Annotated in this window: 13 protein-coding genes and 1 other RNA gene; 11 read left to right on the top strand and 3 right to left on the bottom strand. The window is 61.0% G+C overall.

Annotated elements, in window-relative coordinates; genetic code table 11:
- The first annotated feature begins 152 nt into the window (after positions 1-152).
- The 6 genes from ACM6J5_RS04970 (at position 153) to ffs (ending at position 9422) form a co-directional block, all read left to right on the top strand.
- The gene (locus tag ACM6J5_RS04970; protein WP_095943271.1) at positions 153-812 is read left to right on the top strand and encodes a GntR family transcriptional regulator; all 660 of its coding nucleotides are present in this window, start codon (positions 153-155) and stop codon (positions 810-812) included.
- A 2-nt stretch (positions 813-814) separates the two neighbouring features.
- Positions 815-4303, top strand: a complete 3489-nt coding sequence (smc, locus tag ACM6J5_RS04975) for a chromosome segregation protein SMC (protein ID WP_414927934.1) — start codon at positions 815-817, stop codon at positions 4301-4303.
- Positions 4304-4571: 268 nt separating this feature from the next.
- A complete protein-coding gene (gene zipA, locus ACM6J5_RS04980) occupies positions 4572-5426 on the top strand; it encodes a cell division protein ZipA (RefSeq protein ID WP_095943273.1) in 855 nt (284 codons plus the stop codon).
- Positions 5427-5517: 91 nt separating this feature from the next.
- Positions 5518-7875 carry an NAD-dependent DNA ligase LigA gene (ligA, locus tag ACM6J5_RS04985; protein WP_414927935.1) on the top strand — a complete coding sequence of 786 codons (2358 nt, stop codon included), beginning with the start codon at positions 5518-5520 and terminating at the stop codon, positions 7873-7875.
- A gap of 172 nt (positions 7876-8047) precedes the next feature.
- Positions 8048-9214, top strand: coding sequence for a putative zinc-binding metallopeptidase (locus ACM6J5_RS04990; protein ID WP_414927936.1), 1167 nt, complete (start codon positions 8048-8050; stop codon positions 9212-9214).
- A 111-nt stretch (positions 9215-9325) separates the two neighbouring features.
- An RNA gene (ffs, locus tag ACM6J5_RS04995) (signal recognition particle sRNA small type) lies at positions 9326-9422 on the top strand.
- 60 nt (positions 9423-9482) lie between these two features.
- Here ffs and ACM6J5_RS05000 read toward each other — a convergent pair.
- A complete protein-coding gene (locus tag ACM6J5_RS05000) occupies positions 9483-10280 on the bottom strand; it encodes a substrate-binding periplasmic protein (RefSeq protein WP_414927937.1) in 798 nt (265 codons plus the stop codon).
- Between the two features lie 123 nt (positions 10281-10403).
- Here ACM6J5_RS05000 and dnaX point away from each other — a divergent pair, with 123 nt between their 5' ends.
- From dnaX to ACM6J5_RS05025, 5 genes are all read left to right on the top strand, one after another.
- A complete protein-coding gene (gene dnaX, locus ACM6J5_RS05005) occupies positions 10404-12491 on the top strand; it encodes a DNA polymerase III subunit gamma/tau (protein WP_414927938.1) in 2088 nt (695 codons plus the stop codon).
- A gap of 67 nt (positions 12492-12558) precedes the next feature.
- The gene (locus tag ACM6J5_RS05010) at positions 12559-12897 is read left to right on the top strand and encodes a YbaB/EbfC family nucleoid-associated protein (protein ID WP_007971455.1); all 339 of its coding nucleotides are present in this window, start codon (positions 12559-12561) and stop codon (positions 12895-12897) included.
- Positions 12898-13158: 261 nt separating this feature from the next.
- Complete coding sequence (locus ACM6J5_RS05015; RefSeq protein ID WP_150671825.1) at positions 13159-14190, top strand: NADP-dependent oxidoreductase; 1032 nt, start codon at positions 13159-13161, stop codon at positions 14188-14190.
- A gap of 79 nt (positions 14191-14269) precedes the next feature.
- Positions 14270-14872 carry a recombination mediator RecR gene (gene recR / locus ACM6J5_RS05020; RefSeq protein ID WP_414927939.1) on the top strand — a complete coding sequence of 201 codons (603 nt, stop codon included), beginning with the start codon at positions 14270-14272 and terminating at the stop codon, positions 14870-14872.
- A 191-nt stretch (positions 14873-15063) separates the two neighbouring features.
- Complete coding sequence (locus ACM6J5_RS05025; RefSeq protein WP_414927940.1) at positions 15064-16212, top strand: acyl-CoA dehydrogenase family protein; 1149 nt, start codon at positions 15064-15066, stop codon at positions 16210-16212.
- Positions 16213-16341: 129 nt separating this feature from the next.
- On the opposite strand, the gene ACM6J5_RS05030 is transcribed toward ACM6J5_RS05025, so the two are convergent.
- Complete coding sequence (locus ACM6J5_RS05030; protein ID WP_008057870.1) at positions 16342-16890, bottom strand: adenine phosphoribosyltransferase; 549 nt, start codon at positions 16888-16890, stop codon at positions 16342-16344.
- An 80-nt stretch (positions 16891-16970) separates the two neighbouring features.
- Positions 16971-17705: a fumarate/nitrate reduction transcriptional regulator Fnr gene (fnr, locus tag ACM6J5_RS05035; protein WP_414927941.1), complete on the bottom strand. Its 735-nt coding sequence runs from the start codon at positions 17703-17705 to the stop codon at positions 16971-16973.
- Positions 17706-17737 lie beyond the last annotated feature (32 nt).

Genomic DNA, 17737 nt, shown 5'->3' on the forward strand with positions numbered 1-17737 from the left:
TTCCTTAATTATTGTCGTTGCTTCGATAGCCTGCCTTTTTGCTTGAATTTGCTTGAATCGTGCCAAAAACCTCCGGGCGGGCACTCCGCCATGGTGCAGCAATTGCGCTACACTGCGCCGCTTGTACAGATCAAAGAGTTTGAAGGACAACCATGACGTTCAAGGCGCCGGACAGCCTCGCCGAGCAAATCGCTCACCACCTCGCCGAACGCATCATTCGCGGTGAAATGAAGCCCGGGGAGCGCATCCAGGAACAGAAGGTCACGCTGGCCCTCAATGTCAGCCGTGGTTCGGTCCGCGAGGCCTTGCTGATCCTCGAGCGTCGGCACTTGATCGCTATTCTGCCGCGACGGGGAGCCCACGTTACCGAGCTCACGCCGCATAAGGTCCAGAGCCTGTGCACGCTGATGAGTGAACTCTATATTCTGCTCGGTAACTCCGTGGCCAGCGGCTGGAAAACCCAGGCCGACATGGCGCCGTTCGTGCAGATCCAGCAACGCCTGACGGCCAGCTTTGAGCGTCAGGACATCCGCACGTTCGTCGACGACAGCTTCAATGTGATGCGCGCCGCGTACCCATTCGCCAACAATCCGTACTTGCAGGAAACAGTCGAGAATCTGCAGCCGGCCATGAGCCGTGCGTATTTCCTCGCGCTGGACCTGCGCAAAGCGTCGATGAGCGAATTCCTCGAGCTGTTCGAACGCTTGCTCGCTGCCGTGCTGGCCCGTGACTTTGCACAGATTCGCGTGGTGCTGACGGCTTACGCCCAGCGCAGTTGCGATCTGGTGATCTCCGCCCTGACGGACGCCTGATCTTGCGGCTCAAGTGCATCAAGCTGGCGGGGTTCAAGTCCTTCGTCGATCCGACCACGGTGAACTTCCCCAGTAACATGGCGGCGGTGGTCGGGCCCAATGGTTGCGGCAAGTCGAACATCATCGACGCCGTACGCTGGGTGATGGGCGAGAGTTCGGCGAAGAACCTGCGCGGCGAGTCGATGACCGACGTCATCTTCAACGGCTCCACCAGCCGCAAGCCGGTGAGCCAGGCGAGCATCGAACTGGTGTTCGATAACTCCGACGGCACCTTGCTCGGGGAATACGCCGCCTACGCGGAAATCTCCATTCGCCGCAAAGTGACCCGCGACAGCCAGACCACCTATTACCTCAACGGCACTAAATGCCGGCGCCGCGACATCACCGACATCTTCCTCGGCACCGGTCTTGGCCCGCGCAGCTACTCGATCATCGAGCAGGGGATGATTTCCAAGCTGATCGAGTCCAAGCCCGAGGACCTGCGCAACTTCATCGAAGAAGCCGCGGGCATCTCCAAGTACAAGGAGCGCCGGCGCGAGACGGAAAACCGCATCCGCCGCACCCACGAAAACCTTGAGCGCCTGACCGACCTGCGCGAAGAGCTTGAGCGTCAGCTCGAACGCTTGCACCGCCAGGCCGAGGCCGCCAAAAAGTATCAGGAATTCAAGGGCGAGGAGCGTCAGCTCAAGGCCCAGCTGTCGGCCCTGCGCTGGCAGGCGCTGAACGATCAGGTCGGCCAGCGTGAAGCGATCATCGGTAACCAGGAAGTTTCTTTCGAAGCCCTGGTGGCTGAACAGCGCAATGCCGACGCAAGCATCGAGCGTCTGCGTGACGGACATCATGATCTTTCGGAACGCTTTAACCTGGTGCAGGGGCGCTTCTACTCGGTCGGCGGCGACATTGCCCGGGTCGAGCAGAGCATCCAGCACGGCCAGCAGCGTTTGCGCCAGTTGCAGGATGACCTGAAAGAAGCCGAGCGCGCACGCCTGGAAACCGAATCGCATTTGGGTCACGACCGCACGCTGCTGCTGACCCTGGGCGAAGAGCTGAACATGCTCACCCCGGAGCAGGAAGTCACCAGCGCCGCCGCCGAAGAGGCCGCTGCCGCGCTGGAAGAATCCGAAACCACCATGCACGGCTGGCAAGAACAGTGGGATACGTTCAACCACACCGCCGCCGAGCCGCGTCGTCAGGCCGAAGTGCAGCAGTCGAGGATCCAGCAGCTGGAAACCAGCCTGGAGCGCCTGGCCGACCGCCAGAAGCGTCTTGGCGAAGAACGCGCCTTGCTCTCGGCGGACCCGGAAGACGCAGCGATCATGGAGCTCAGCGAGCAGCTCGCCGAATCCGAAGCAACGCTCGAGGATTTGCAGACCAGCGAAGAAGCGCAGGTCGAAAAGCTCGAGCAGTTGCGTCAGGAACTGCAGCAGGCGCTGACCGCGCAGCAGCAGGCCCAGGGCGATTTGCAGCGCCTCAACGGTCGGCTGGCTTCGCTCGAAGCCTTGCAGCAAGCGGCGCTCGATCCGGGTACCGGCACCGCCGAATGGCTACGCGAGCAGAATCTTGCGAATCGCCCGCGCCTGGCCGAAGGCCTGAAGGTTGAGGCCGGTTGGGAGCTGGCGGTGGAAACCGTGCTCGGCGCCGACCTGCAAGCGGTGCTGGTGGATGACTTCAACGACTACGATCTGTCGGGTTTTGCCCAGGGCGACTTGCGTTTGCTCAGCCCGTCCAGCGATGGCGTACGGGTGCCGGGCAGCCTGCTGGACAAGGTCGAGGCGCAGCTCGATCTGTCGCCATGGCTGGGGCAAGTCAAGCCGGTGGACAGTCTTGAGCAGGCCTTGGCCTTGCGGGGGCAATTGGCTGCCGGGCAGAGCCTGATCAGCCGTGACGGTTACTGGGTCGGTCGGCATTTTCTGCGGGTGCGTCGGGCCAGTGAAGCGGAAAGCGGCGTGCTCGCCCGTGGTCAGGAAATCCAGCAACTGGGCCTTGAACGCGAAGAGCGCGAAGCCGCCGTCGAAGCACTGGAAACCCAATTACAGAACCTGCGGGCGCAGCAGCGTCAGCAGGAAAACGGTCGCGAACATTTGCGCCGTTTGCTGCAGGACGAAGCGCGTCAACAAGGTGAATTGAAGGCTCAATTGTCCGCCGGCAAAGCCAAGGCCGAACAATTGACCCTGCGCCGTACCCGTCTCGACGAAGAGCTTATCGAGCTCGATGAGCAGCGAGCGTTGGAACACGAAAACATCGGCGAAGCGCGCCTGCAATTGCAGGAAGCCCTCGACAGCATGGCGCTGGACACCGAGCAGCGTGAGTTGCTGCTGGCCCAGCGCGACAGCCTGCGCGAACGTCTGGACCGGGTGCGTCAGGAAGCGCGGCAACACAAGGATCACGCCCATCAGTTGGCGGTGCGTCTGGGCTCGCTCAAGGCGCAGCATGATTCGACACGCCAGGCGCTGGAGCGTCTGGAGATGCAGTCCGAGCGCCTGACCGAAAAGCGCGAGCAATTGAGCCTCAATCTGGAGGAGGGCGAAGCACCGCTGGAAGAGCTGCGCCTGAAACTCGAGGAGTTGCTCGACAAGCGCATGACCGTCGACGAAGAACTCAAGACCGCGCAGATCGCCCTCGAAGACGCCGACCGCGAACTGCGCGACGCCGAGAAGCGCCGCAGTCAGGCCGAACAGCAATCCCAGTTGATTCGCAGCCAGCTCGAAACCCAGCGCATGGAATGGCAAGCCCTGACCGTGCGCCGCAAGACCTTGCAGGACCAATTGCTGGAAGACGGCTACGATCTCCACGGCGTACTCGCGACCCTGACGGCCGAGGCCTGCGAGAAGGATGCCGAGGAAGAGCTCGAGCGCATCGCCGCCAGGATCCAGCGCCTGGGCGCGATCAACCTGGCGGCCATCGATGAGTACCAGCAACAATCGGAGCGTAAGCGTTATCTGGATGCCCAGAACGACGATCTGGTGGAAGCCCTTGAAACCCTTGAGAACGTGATTCGCAAGATCGACAAGGAAACCCGCAACCGTTTCAAGGATACCTTTGATCAGATCAATGGCGGTTTACAGGCGCTTTTCCCAAAAGTTTTCGGTGGTGGCCGCGCATATTTGGAACTGACGGGCGAAGATTTACTCGATACAGGGGTAACAATCATGGCGCAGCCGCCAGGAAAGAAGAACAGCACCATCCATTTGCTCTCCGGCGGCGAAAAAGCCCTGACTGCATTGGCCCTGGTTTTTGCGATCTTCAAATTGAACCCGGCGCCGTTCTGCATGCTCGATGAGGTTGACGCGCCACTGGATGACGCTAACGTTGGACGCTACGCGCGATTGGTAAAAGAGATGTCACAGACAGTGCAGTTCATCTATATCACCCACAACAAGATCGCCATGGAAATGGCTGAACAACTGATGGGTGTGACGATGCACGAACCCGGTTGTTCACGTCTGGTGGCGGTGGATGTCGAGGAGGCGATGGCGATGGTGGATGCCTGAGTCGTGGTTGTAGGAGGAATGTTTGCGGTCTGTAGGAGGTCTGTAGGACTCTTTTCCTGCCTTCGACTTGCTGGCCAATCGACATATTCGCGCTAGCCAAGGTGGTAGACGGTGTAAAGTTGCCTTTGGTCGTGCTAGTTTAATGTCAATTTTTCGTATACGTGGGCAAAACGCCTGTCAGAACATAGAGTTGGCGCCACGTTTTAAAGCGGTTTGCAGGTTGTAAACCCCTTATTTTTCAGCATTTTTTATAGAGGCACGGGATTACATGGAAATCGGTCTGCGCGAGTGGCTGATCGTCATCGGCATTATTGTCATTGCCGGTATTCTTTTCGATGGCTGGCGCCGTATGCGCGGCGGCAAGGGAAAACTGAAGTTCCGTCTTGATCGAAGTCTGTCCAACCTGCCGGACGAGGACAGCAGCGCCGAACTGCTGGGCCCGCCGCGTGTGCTGGACGGACATAAAGAGCCGCAGCTGGACGAGCAGGACCTGCCTTCGGTCAGCATGCCGGCCCGCGAGCCTCGCGAGTCGGGTTCCAAGCGCGGCAAGCGTGGCCACAGCGAGCCTTCCCAGGGCGACATGAACCTCAGCCTGGACCTGGACGGCGGCCCGAGCTTCAGCAGCCGCGACGACGATTTCCCGGATGACAGCAAGTCCGCGCCAGCAGTCAACGACAAGGATCAGCCGCAAGCGGAAGAAGTGCTGGTGATCAGCGTGATCTGCCGCGACGCTGCCGGCTTCAAGGGCCCGGCGCTGTTGCAGAACATTCTGGAGAGCGGTTTGCGTTTCGGCGAGATGGACATTTTCCATCGCCACGAAAGCATGGCCGGCAACGGTGAAGTGCTGTTCTCCATGGCCAACGCCGTCAAGCCTGGCGTATTCGACCTGGACGACATCGACCACTTCAGCACTCCGGCGGTGAGCTTCTTCCTGGGGCTGCCAGGCCCTCGCCATCCGAAGCAAGCCTTCGACGTGATGGTGGCAGCGGCACGTAAATTGTCCCAGGAGCTCAACGGTGAGCTGAAGGACGACCAGCGCAGCGTACTGACCGCCCAGACGATCGAGCACTACCGTCAGCGCATCGTCGAGTTCGAGCGCCGCGCCCTGACCCAGAAACGTTGATTGAAATGGTTATTCCCGCGCGGTGCGCGGGATAATCGGCAAAACAGATTGAGCAGCCTCGGCTGCTCTTTTGCTTTATGAGAGAACACCCATGACCGCCGCCAAGAACCGTATTTTAGAGCTGCGCGCTGAGCTGGATCAGCACAACTATCGTTACCACGTGCTCGACGAGCCGAGCATTCCGGACGCCGAGTACGACCGCTTGTTCAACGAGCTCAAGGCTCTGGAAGCGGCCAACCCCGAACTGATCACCAGCGACTCGCCAACCCAGCGAGTGGGCAGCGCGGCGCTGTCGGCGTTTACCCAGGTGCGTCACGAAGTGCCGATGCTCAGCCTCGGCAACGCCTTCGAAGAAACCGACATGCGTGAGTTCGACCGCCGGGTGACCGAAGGCCTGGACCTGCCGGCCGGTGATCTGTTCGGTGGCGGCGCGACAGTCGAGTACAGCTGTGAGCCCAAGCTCGATGGCCTGGCCGTCAGCCTGCTGTATCAGGACGGCATCCTGGTGCGCGGCGCCACCCGTGGCGATGGCACCACCGGCGAAGATATCAGCGTCAACGTGCGCACCGTACGCAATATCCCGCTCAAGCTGCACGGTACCGGCTGGCCGGCGACCCTGGAAGTGCGCGGCGAAGTGTTCATGTCCAAGGCCGGTTTCGAGCGGCTCAACGCCACGCAACTGGAGGTCGGCGGCAAGACCTTCGCCAACCCGCGCAACGCAGCGGCAGGCAGTTTGCGCCAGCTGGATTCGAAGATCACCGCCAATCGCCCGTTGGAGTTCTGCTGCTACGGCATCGGCCAGGTGTCGGCGGACATTGCCGATACGCACATCGGCAATTTGCAGCAGCTCCAGGCCTGGGGCATGCCGATCAGTCATGAGCTGAAACTGGCGCACGGCATCGCCGAGTGCCTGGATTACTACCGCGACATCGGTGAGCGTCGCAATGCGCTGCCGTATGAAATCGACGGCGTCGTATTCAAGGTCAACAGCATTGCCTCCCAGCGCGAACTGGGCTTTCGCGCCCGTGAGCCGCGTTGGGCCATCGCCCACAAATTCCCGGCGATGGAAGAACTCACCGAGCTGCTCGATGTGGAATTCCAGGTCGGCCGCACCGGGGCGGTGACGCCGGTGGCGCGTCTGAAACCGGTCAAGGTCGCCGGTGTCACGGTGGCCAACGCCACACTGCATAACATGGACGAGGTCGCGCGCCTGGGCCTGATGATCGGCGACACGGTGATCATCCGCCGCGCCGGTGACGTGATTCCGCAGGTGGTGCAAGTGGTCATGGAGCGCCGTCCGGAAAACGCCCGGCCGGTGCAGATTCCGGAACAGTGTCCGGTGTGCGGTTCCCATGTCGAGCGCACGCAGCTGATCAAGCGCAGCAAGGGCCGCGAGACGGTCAGCGAAGGCGCGGTGTATCGCTGCGTCGGTCGTCTGGCCTGTGGCGCGCAACTCAAGCAGGCGATCATTCACTTCGTTTCCCGTCGTGCCATGGACATCGAAGGCTTGGGTGAGAAGAGTGTCGAGCAACTGGTCGACGAAGGCCTGGTGAGCTCGCCGGCCGATCTGTACGCCCTGACCTTCGAGCAAATCGTCGATCTGGAAGGCTTTGCCGAACTGTCGAGCAAGAACCTGCTCGGCGCCATCGAAGACAGCAAGAGGCCGGGCCTGGCGCGGTTCATCTACGCCCTGGGGATTCCCGATGTCGGCGAGGAGACAGCCAAGGTCCTGGCTCGCTCCCTGGGTTCGCTGGAGCGGGTGCAACAGGCTTTGCCCCAGGTGCTGACGTACTTGCCGGATGTCGGCCTGGAAGTCGCGCACGAGATCCACAGCTTCTTCGAGGATGCGCATAACCAGCAGGTGATCGCTGATTTGCTCAGGCATGGTATGCAGATTCAGGATCAGGGCGAGTTGGGTGCCGAGTTTTCGGCGAGCACCACCCTGGGTGGTTTCCTCGACAAGCTGCATATCCCCTTGGTCGGGCCGGGCGGGGCGCAGAAACTGGCGGACAAATTCGGCTCGCTGCAGGCGGTGATCGGCGCGGACTGGCTGGACATGCGCCAGGCGCTGCCGGAGAAGCAGGCCAATTCGGTGCGCGAGTTCTTTGCGGTCGAAGACAATCGCCAATTGGCCGAGGCGGCGGAGAAGCAACTGGCCGATTTCGGCATGCACTGGCAGAGCGAGAAGAAGGTCGTCGAAGGCTTGCCGCTGGCCGGGCAGACCTGGGTGTTGACCGGCTCGCTGGAGTTGATGAGTCGCGATATCGCCAAGGACAAACTCGAAAGCCTCGGCGCCAAGGTCGCCGGCTCGGTGTCGGCCAAGACCCATTGCGTGGTGGCCGGGCCGGGGGCTGGTTCGAAGTTGACCAAGGCCAATGAATTGGGGTTGAAAGTGCTGGATGAAGAGGCGTTTGTTGAAACATTGCGCGGGTACGGCAAGGTAGATTGAGCAGCAATTCAACCTGTAGGAGCGAGCCTGCTCGCGATGGTGGATCAGGCGCATTGATGTCGACTGACACTCCATCGCGAGCAGGCTCGCTCCTACAGGTGTTGCGTTCGACCTGGGAACGATCCTGTCTGGTAAATGATCTAGTCTCTGCAAGCCTCAGGGAGAGATCGCCATGTACCGTTTTTTCGAGCAGCTCAGCTCGCGCATCGCCGCGCCGTTCGTGGCCGAAAATTTGCGCAACAGCAAGGTCTGGTCCTGTCGTTGCGGGCAGTCGCTGTTCTTTCGCAACAGCCAGTGCCTGGCCTGTTCGGCTGCGTTGGGCTATCAGCCGGAGCAGAGTCGCTTGTCCTCGCTGCAGCCGGGTGTACAAGCGGGCACCTGGCTGCTCGATGCCGATCCCGGGGCTGGCCTGTTTCGACGCTGCTCCAACCTCGACTCCCCGGCGGCCTGTAATTGGTTGCTGCCTGCCAATGACCATGACGTCTTGTGCCTTGCCTGCAGCCTCAACCGCACCATTCCCGACCTGTCGATAACCGACAACCACGAGCGCTGGCGCAAGGTGGAAACCGCCAAGCGGCGTCTGGTCGCGCAACTGCTCAGCCTGGGGTTGCAGGTGATTCCCAAGACCGTCGATGAAGACACGGGCCTTGCCTTCGACTTCATCGGCGTGGACCTCGAAGGCAAACCGCCCACCACCGGGCACGCCAATGGTCTGGTCACCCTCGATATCAAGGAAGCCGACGATGCCCACCGCGAGCAGGTGCGGGTGCAAATGCACGAACCCTATCGCACCTTGCTCGGGCATTTTCGTCACGAAGTCGGGCATTACTACTGGGATCGATTGATCGCCAATAGCCAGTGGCTTGAACCGTTTCGCGCAGTGTTCGGCGATGAGCGCGCCAGCTATGCCGAAGCCCTCGAGCGGCATTATCAGCAGGGCGCACCGCTCGACTGGCAGCAGCACTACGTCAGCGCCTACGCCACCATGCACCCGTGGGAAGACTGGGCCGAAACCTGGGCGCATTACCTGCACATGATGGATGCGGTGGACACCGCGCTGGGCTTTGGCATGAGTGCCCGGGAAATGGACTTCGACTATCAGCCGTTTCCGTTGGATACCCTCTACGATCCACAGCATCCCGGCGGCGCGGCGTTCCTGTCGTTCGTCAATGCGTGGATCGAACTGGCGGGCATGCTCAATGAGCTGTCACGCAGCATGGGGCAGCCGGATTTCTATCCGTTCGTCCTGCCGCCAGCCGTCATTGCCAAGCTGCACTTTATTCACCTGGTGATTCAGCAGGAGGGCGGCAGGGCGGACGAAGTGCTAGAGGCGCAATAGCAAGTGCTTGAAGCCCCTCATATTTTTATTCCGAAACCAACGGTTGTAACTTCGTCTCAGATAGGTACAATGGCGCGGCTCGCCGACAGGTGAGCGTCGTTATGGTGACCCCATCGGTCCCCCCGCAACGATTACCCGTGAACCTGGTCAGATCCGGAAGGAAGCAGCCACAGCGGGAACATTGTGTGCCGGGGTGTGGCTGGTGGGGTTACCACCTTAACGCCACGCGAGTGTTCTCTCGCGTTATCTCTCTGAAATCAGGCTTTCGCTAGCTGCCAGGATCTTCTCCGAGGCGGTTTTTTGTCGTTTCCGATTTATCCACGGCCGCAGGCTCGCTACCGATATACAGCCGAACAATCTCATCGATCTCCCCAGACATCTTCATCCGCCCCAATGTGCGCAGGACGCTCTGCACCGGGAGCCTCGGGTCGTTGCGAACGTAGCAACCGATCTGGTTTTCCTGCAGCACTGCCACGCCTTGCAGTTGCTGCTCCGGCAGAAGGCGGTGATTGAACCAGTCCAGGCTCCATTGATTGCTGACGGCATAGTGATTGCGGCCGGCCAGGAGCTTTTCCAGCACTTGTTCCTGATTGCGTGCGTCGTCGCGCTGCAGTTGGCCGGTGTCGAACAGCGGCTGCAGGGTCGGGTAGTTGTAGCCCAGCACGGTGCCAATGGACTGTTGCGGCAAGTCGGCGGGTTTGACCGCGCCGGGCGGCGCATGCAGGGTGATCAACACATCCGGTTGAGTGAAGAGCGGGATGCTCCAGAGATAATCATCAGGCTGATCGGGCAGCCACGATTGCGTGACATAACAGCGGACATCGACCTCGCCTTGCTCCATGGCAATTTGTATGCGCCGGCGGGGCAATACATGGAATTCGGCCGGTACGCCGACCTGGGTCGCGAGGCTGAGCATCATGTCATACAGGATGCCCTGGGTTGGTTTGCCCCGTTCAAGCTGCACCATGGGCATGCTCCAGCTGTCGGGTATCACGAAGCGCAGCGGTGCTTGCGCAGCCACGCCGTCCAGGCTGATCAACAGCAATGCCCCCAAGGCCAGCCGCATAAACACTCCGTTAATAGCCTCCGATGTGCAGCTTAGCCACAATACACGAGCGCACCGGATGCAATTTGTCCCTTGCTCCGCTAGCATTAGCCGCTTCTGCTTCCTTCGCTGCGACGGTTTTCGATGAGTTATCAGGTTCTTGCACGTAAATGGCGTCCGCGCTCGTTCCGCGAAATGGTCGGCCAGACCCATGTGCTCAAGGCTCTGATCAATGCCTTGGACAGCCAGCGGCTGCACCACGCCTACCTCTTTACCGGTACCCGTGGGGTCGGCAAGACCACCATCGCTCGGATCATTGCCAAATGCCTTAACTGCGAGACAGGTATCACTTCGACCCCCTGTGGCGAGTGTTCGGTGTGTCGCGAAATCGACGAAGGCCGCTTTGTCGACCTGATCGAGATCGACGCCGCGAGCCGCACCAAGGTCGAAGATACCCGCGAACTGCTCGACAACGTGCAGTACGCCCCGAGCCGCGGGCGCTTCAAGGTCTACCTGATCGACGAAGTGCACATGCTCTCCAGTCATTCCTTCAACGCACTGCTCAAAACCCTTGAAGAGCCGCCACCCTACGTCAAGTTCATCCTGGCGACCACCGACCCGCAGAAACTTCCTGCAACGATTCTGTCGCGGTGCCTGCAGTTCTCCCTGAAGAACATGACGCCTGAGCGCGTCGTCGAGCACCTGACCCACGTACTGGGTGTCGAGAACGTGCCGTTCGAAGACGATGCGCTGTGGCTGCTGGGCCGCGCCGCCGACGGGTCGATGCGTGATGCCATGAGCCTGACCGACCAGGCGATTGCCTTCGGTGAAGGCAAGGTCATGGCCGCCGACGTGCGGGCGATGCTTGGGACCCTCGATCACGGGCAGGTCTACGACGTGCTGCATGCGCTGATCGAAGGCGATGCCAAGGCGTTGCTCGAAGCCGTCCGCCACCTGGCCGAACAAGGCCCGGACTGGAACGGCGTGCTCTCGGAAATTCTCAATGTGCTGCACCGCGTTGCCATCGCCCAGGCCTTGCCGGAAGGTGTCGACAACGGTCACGGCGACCGTGATCGCGTGCTGGCACTGGCCCAGGCCTTGCCGGCCGAAGACGTGCAGTTCTACTACCAGATGGGCCTGATCGGCCGCCGCGACCTGCCGCTGGCGCCGGATCCGCGGGGCGGTTTTGAAATGGTGTTGCTGCGGATGCTGGCGTTCCGGCCCGCAGACACCGCGGATGCCCCGAGGCAACCGCTAAAGCCAGTGGGGATCAGCCAGGCCACAGTTGATTCCGCAAACTCAGTGGCTGCCGCGCCGGTGGTTGTGCCGGTAGTCGCTGCGGCCGTTGCACCGGTAGCGGCTGCGCCAGTGACGGCTCCAGCGCCTGCACCGGAACCGGTTGCGCCGGTCGTTGTGCCAGAACCTGTGCCAGAACCTGCGCCTGTGGTTGAAGCGGTCGTGGTCGAAGAAGTTGTCGACCTGCCGTGGAATGACCCGGTCGAGCCGGCGCCCGTCCAGCAACCGGCGGTGGAATCGGTGCTGGAAACCGCCAGCGAACAACCCGAATTACCGCCGATGCCGTTGCCGACGCCGGACAGCGTGGTGCCGGACGCGCCTGAATGGGCTGCCGCGCCGATCCCGGAACCCTCGGTGGCCGCTGTCGATGCCGCGACGCCGGGGATGGACCTGGATGACGAGCCGCCGCTGGACGAGGATTACATCGAGCCGGACATGGATTCGGCCTACAGTTACCTCGACGAACTGGCCAGCGAGCATACCGCCGACCCGGCTCCGGAGCCCGAGCCGGAGCCCGCGGCAATGCCGGCCACCGGATTGGCCCTGCAATGGCTGGAGCTGTTCCCGAAATTGCCGATCTCCGGCATGACCGGCAGCATCGCCGCCAACTGCACGCTGATCGCGGTGGATGGCGACAATTGGCTGATGCACCTGGACCCGGCCCACAGTGCCTTGTTCAACGCCACGCAACAGCGCCGCCTCAACGATGCGCTGAACCAGTATCACCAGCGCACGCTGACCCTGAGCATCGAGCTGATCAAGCCCGAGCAGGAAACCCCGGCACAAGCGGCTTCGCGCCGCCGCGCCAACCGTCAGCGCGAGGCGGAGGAATCGATCCACGGTGATCCGTTCATCCAGCAAATGATGCAGCAGTTCGGTGCGGTGGTCCGTAACGATACTATTGAACCTGTCGACGCCCTGGTCGCTCAGGGCTAATAACTGAAGGCGTCCGGCCGCATGGGCCGGGCGCTGTTTTAATCCAAGTACTTTTGAGGTGATTACCATGATGAAAGGTGGCATGGCCGGCCTGATGAAGCAGGCGCAGCAGATGCAGGAAAAAATGGCCAAGATGCAGGAAGAACTGGCCAACGCCGAAGTCACCGGTAAGGCCGGTGGCGATATGGTCACCGTGGTGATGACCGGTCGTCATGACGTCAAGAGCGTGACCATCGACCCAAGCCTGGTCGAAGGCATGAGCGAAGACGACAAGGAAATGCTGGAAGCGGTCATCGCATCCGCGGTCAACGATGCCGTGCGCAAGATCGAAGCCAACAGCCAGGACAAGATGGGCAGCATGACTGCCGGCATGCAACTGCCGCCGGGCATGAAACTGCCATTCTGATTCGCCTTCAGGCGGCAGATGAGTTACAAAAAGTGCCAGGCATAGCGCCTGGCATTTTTGTTTCTGGCCATGGGAAATGTGGTGTCTGGAATGCCGCCATCGAGCAAGCTCGCTCCCACAGGGGATCGCATTCCAAATGTGGGAGCGAGCCTGCTCGCGAAGAACTCACCCTGGTCCAACTGAAAACACATCGAACGCCCTACCGCCACAAAGGTCTGCTCCCTATATCACCGAACCCCATCGATCACAGGAGACGCTGCCATGTCCGACCCCATGACCCTCAATCAACGCATTGTCCTGGCTTCTCGCCCGGTGGGTGCGCCAACGCCGGAAAACTTCCGCATGGAGCGGGTGGCGCTGCCGGACCTGGCCGAGGGTCAGGTGCTGCTCAAGACCGTTTTCCTGTCGCTGGATCCCTACATGCGCGGACGCATGAGTGACGCACCTTCCTACGCCGCGCCGGTGGAAATCGGCGAAGTCATGACCGGGGGCGCTGTCAGCCGGGTCGAGCGTTCGCTCAATCCGAAGTTTCAGGAAGGTGATCTGGTGGTCGGTGCCACCGGTTGGCAAAGCCACAGCATCAATGACGGTCGCAGCATCATTCCGATTCCCGCGCTGCCAAGCCCTTCGATGGCCCTTGGGGTACTGGGTATGCCGGGCATGACCGCGTACATGGGCCTGATGGACATCGGCCAGCCCAAGGCCGGCGAAACCCTGGTGGTCGCGGCGGCGTCCGGGGCGGTGGGGTCGGTGGTCGGGCAGGTGGCGAAGATCAAGGGCCTGCGGGTGGTTGGTGTGGCGGGTGGTGCGAAAAAGTGCCGCTATGTGGTCGACGAGTTGGGTTTCGACGCCTGCATCGATCACAGGAGCCCGGATTTTGCTGAGGAACTGGCGCAAGCCTGTCCCAAGGGCATCGACATTTATTATGAAAATGTCGGTGGCAAGGTATTCGACGCCGTGGTGCCGTTGCTCAATCCCAAGGCGCGGATTCCACTCTGCGGCCTGATTGCCTCCTATAACGCCCATGAGGCGCCGAGCGGCCCGGATCGCCTGCCACTGTTGCAGCGCACCCTGTTGACCAAGCGGGTGCGCATCCAGGGCTTCATCGTGTTCGATGACTATGGTGATCGCCAGCCGGAATTCCTCAGTGCCATGGCACCCTGGGTACGTGATGGCAAGGTGAAGTTCCGCGAAGACGTGGTCGATGGCCTGGAACAGGCGCCCGATGCGTTCATCGGCATGCTGGAAGGGCGCAACTTCGGCAAGCTGGTGGTTCGGGTTTCCCGGGACTGAGTAATTGACGCTGCAATTTGACGCTCAACCGAGGCGCGGGTATAAACCGCGTCTCGTTGTTTTGTCGGACTTTTCCACCATGAGCTTCAGCCCTTTGATTCGCCAACTGATCGACGCCCTGCGAATTTTGCCAGGCGTGGGTCAGAAAACCGCCCAGCGCATGGCGTTGCAGTTGCTCGAGCGCGACCGCAGCGGCGGTTCGCGACTGGCGCTGGCCCTGAGCCAGGCCATGGAAGGGGTCGGTCACTGCCGCTTGTGCCGTACGCTGACGGAAGATGATCTGTGCCCGCAATGCGCCGATACCCGTCGCGACGACACCTTGCTTTGCGTAGTGGAAGGCCCAATGGACGTCTATGCCGTGGAGCAGACCGGTTTTCGCGGGCGCTATTTTGTGCTCAAGGGGCATCTGTCGCCGCTCGACGGCTTGGGGCCGGAGGCCATCGGCATTCCGCAATTGATGGCGCGGATCGAAGAGGCCGGTACATTCGCCGAAGTCATCCTGGCCACCAACCCGACCGTGGAAGGTGAAGCCACAGCGCACTACATCGCCCAATTGCTCAGCAGCAAAGGCCTGATCGCCTCGCGTATCGCCCATGGCGTACCGCTGGGTGGCGAGTTGGAACTGGTGGATGGCGGGACGCTGGCGCATTCGTTTGCCGGGCGTAAGCCGATCAACCTGTAATTCGTGTTGTTCGGGCTGGCGCCATCGCGAGCAGGCTCGCTCCTACAGGGGGTCTGCGGTGCACACAAAGCCAATGTAGGAGCGAGCCTGCTCGCGATAAGGGCACCTCGGTCTACCTGATTCACACAATCCAGTTGAAAACCAAGCAAGCGCTCGGTTAACTTCACTGACCCCTTCAGTGGAGCTCGCCGATGTCTGCCTTTCAGGAATACTTCGACCCCAGCCACCAATTGGTCCGTGACAGCGTCAGACGTTTCGTCGAGCGCGAGATCCTTCCTGATATCGAGCAGTGGGAAGAGGCCGAAAGCTTTCCTCGCGAGCTCTACCTCAAGGCCGGCGCGGCAGGGATTCTCGGCATCGGCTACCCGGAGGCATACGGAGGCAGCCACGAAGGGGATCTGTTCGCCAAGGTTGCCGCCAGTGAAGAGTTGATGCGCTGCGGCTCAGGCGGGCTGGTTGCCGGCCTGGGCTCGCTGGATATCGGCCTGCCGCCCATTCTCAAGTGGGCCCGGCCCGAAGTGCGTGATCGTGTGCTGCCCCAGGTGCTGTCGGGAGAGAAGATCAGCGCCCTGGCAATCACAGAACCTGGCGGCGGCTCCGACGTCGCCAACCTGCAAACCCGTGCCGTGCGCGAAGGTGATTTTTACCGGGTCAGTGGCAGCAAGACCTTTATCACCAGCGGCGTGCGTGCGGATTTCTACACTGTTGCAGTGCGAACGGGCGAGCCAGGTTTCGCTGGCATCAGCCTGCTGCTGATCGAGAAGGGCACGCCCGGTTTCACCGTAGGGCGGCAGCTGAAGAAAATGGGCTGGTGGGCCTCAGACACCGCTGAACTGTTCTTCGATGATTGCCGGGTGCCTGCAGGAAACCTGATCGGCACACAGAACATGGGCTTTGCCTGCATCATGGGCAACTTCCAGAGCGAACGCCTGGCCTTGGCGTTGATGGCTAACATGACCGCACAGCTTGCTCTGGAGGAAAGCCTGAAATGGGCGCGCCAGCGCGAGGCCTTCGGCAAACCGATCGGCAGGTTTCAGGTGATCAAGCATCGCCTCGCCGAGATGGCGACCGCGCTGGAAGTGTCCCGGGAGTTCACTTACCGGCAGGCCGCGAAAATGGCGGCGGGGCAGAGCGTGATCAAGGAAATTTCCATGGCCAAGAATTTTGCGACGGATACCGCGGACCGGATCGTCACCGATGCGGTGCAGATACTCGGTGGGCTGGGTTACATGCGCGAGAGCCTGGTGGAGCGGTTGTATCGCGATAACCGGATCCTGTCGATTGGCGGTGGAACGCGGGAAGTGATGAACGAGATCATCAGCAAGCAGATGGGGCTTTGAAGATATCTGGTGAGGCTACTGACGTCATCGCGAGCAGGCTCGCTCCTACAGTGGATTGCATTCTTCCTGACAGAACGCGGTCGAATGTGGGAGCGAGCCTGCTCGCGATGGCGGTCTGACAGACGCCGCTTACTTGTCGCTCAACGCAAACTGCGTCAGGCAGAACGTAGGAATGCCCATGTCTTCCAGACGCTGCGAGCCACCCAGTTCCGGCAGATCGATGATCGCTGCCGCTTCATGCACCCGGGCGCCCATGCGGCGGATCAGGTTGGCGGCGGCGATCAGGGTGCCGCCGGTGGCGATCAGGTCATCGAACATCACCACCGAATCCCCTTCGCACAGGCTGTCGGCGTGCACTTCCAGGAAGGCTTCGCCGTATTCGGTCGCATAGCCCTCGGCCAGCACGTCAGCCGGCAGCTTGCCTTGCTTGCGGAACAGCACCAGCGGCTTGTTCAGCTGATAGGCCAGCACCGAGCCGATCAGAAAACCACGGGCGTCCATCGCGCCGATGTGGGTGAAGTCTGCCTCGACATAACGGTGGGCGAAACTGTCCATCACCAGGCGCAGGGCCGTGGGCGACTGGAACAGCGGGGTGATGTCGCGAAAGATCACACCCGGTTTCGGGAAGTCGATGACAGGGCGGATGAGGGATTTGATGTCGAAGGAGTCGAAGACCATCGTCGTGGTGTCCTGGCAGGGCTGCAAACGACGCAGTATAACGGCGGCTGAACCCTTTCGCTCAGCCGCAACGGTTTGTTTCAGCCTTCCAGTGAGCCACCGGCCAGGGCGCACAGCTGGATCGGGTCGAGAATCCGGATTTCCTTGCCTTCCGCCGCAATCAGTTCGTTTTGCTGGAAGCGGGTAAAGACCCGGGACACGGTTTCTACCGCCAGGCCCAGGTAGTTGCCGATTTCGTTGCGCGACATGCTCAGGCGGAACTGATTGGCGGAAAAACCCCGGGCGCGGAAACGTGCCGAGAGGTTGACCAGGAAGGTGGCGATGCGTTCGTCGGCGGTCTTTTTCGACAACAGCAGCATCATCTGCTGGTCGTCACGGATTTCGCGGCTCATCACGCGCATCAGCTGACGGCGCAACTGCGGCAATTGCAGGGCCAGTTCGTCGAGGCGTTCGAAAGGAATTTCACACACCGAAGTGGTTTCCAGGGCTTGTGCCGACACCGGGTGCTTTTCGGTGTCCATGCCCGACAGGCCGACCAGTTCGCTGGGCAGGTGGAAGCCGGTGAGCTGTTCTTCACCGGTATCGCTCAGGCTGAAGGTCTTGAGGGCGCCGGAACGCACTGCGTAGACAGAATCGAAGGTATCGCCCTGGCGGAACAAAAACTCGCCTTTTTTCAGCGGCCGGCCGCGTTTGACGATGTCGTCCAGCGCATCCATGTCTTCCAGATTCAGCGAAAGTGGCAGGCAAAGAGGGGCCAGGCTGCAATCCTTGCAATGGGCTTGATTATGAGCGCGCAGTTTTACTGGCTCGGACATTTCTTCAATCCTTGTGGGAATTCACACATAAG

It is taken from the genome of Pseudomonas sp. IT-P74, assembly GCF_949768175.1.
Taxonomy (GTDB): domain Bacteria; phylum Pseudomonadota; class Gammaproteobacteria; order Pseudomonadales; family Pseudomonadaceae; genus Aquipseudomonas.

Coding starts and splice junctions, on each gene's coding strand:
- ACM6J5_RS04970 (WP_095943271.1), top strand. CDS start 153: ATGACGTTCAAGGCGCCGGACAGCCTCGCCGAGCAAATCGCTCACCAC.
- zipA (WP_095943273.1), top strand. CDS start 4,572: ATGGAAATCGGTCTGCGCGAGTGGCTGATCGTCATCGGCATTATTGTC.
- ligA (WP_414927935.1), top strand. CDS start 5,518: ATGACCGCCGCCAAGAACCGTATTTTAGAGCTGCGCGCTGAGCTGGAT.
- ACM6J5_RS04990 (WP_414927936.1), top strand. CDS start 8,048: ATGTACCGTTTTTTCGAGCAGCTCAGCTCGCGCATCGCCGCGCCGTTC.
- ACM6J5_RS05000 (WP_414927937.1), bottom strand. CDS start 10,280: ATGCGGCTGGCCTTGGGGGCATTGCTGTTGATCAGCCTGGACGGCGTG.
- dnaX (WP_414927938.1), top strand. CDS start 10,404: ATGAGTTATCAGGTTCTTGCACGTAAATGGCGTCCGCGCTCGTTCCGC.
- ACM6J5_RS05010 (WP_007971455.1), top strand. CDS start 12,559: ATGATGAAAGGTGGCATGGCCGGCCTGATGAAGCAGGCGCAGCAGATG.
- ACM6J5_RS05015 (WP_150671825.1), top strand. CDS start 13,159: ATGTCCGACCCCATGACCCTCAATCAACGCATTGTCCTGGCTTCTCGC.
- recR (WP_414927939.1), top strand. CDS start 14,270: ATGAGCTTCAGCCCTTTGATTCGCCAACTGATCGACGCCCTGCGAATT.
- ACM6J5_RS05025 (WP_414927940.1), top strand. CDS start 15,064: ATGTCTGCCTTTCAGGAATACTTCGACCCCAGCCACCAATTGGTCCGT.
- ACM6J5_RS05030 (WP_008057870.1), bottom strand. CDS start 16,890: ATGGTCTTCGACTCCTTCGACATCAAATCCCTCATCCGCCCTGTCATC.
- fnr (WP_414927941.1), bottom strand. CDS start 17,705: ATGTCCGAGCCAGTAAAACTGCGCGCTCATAATCAAGCCCATTGCAAG.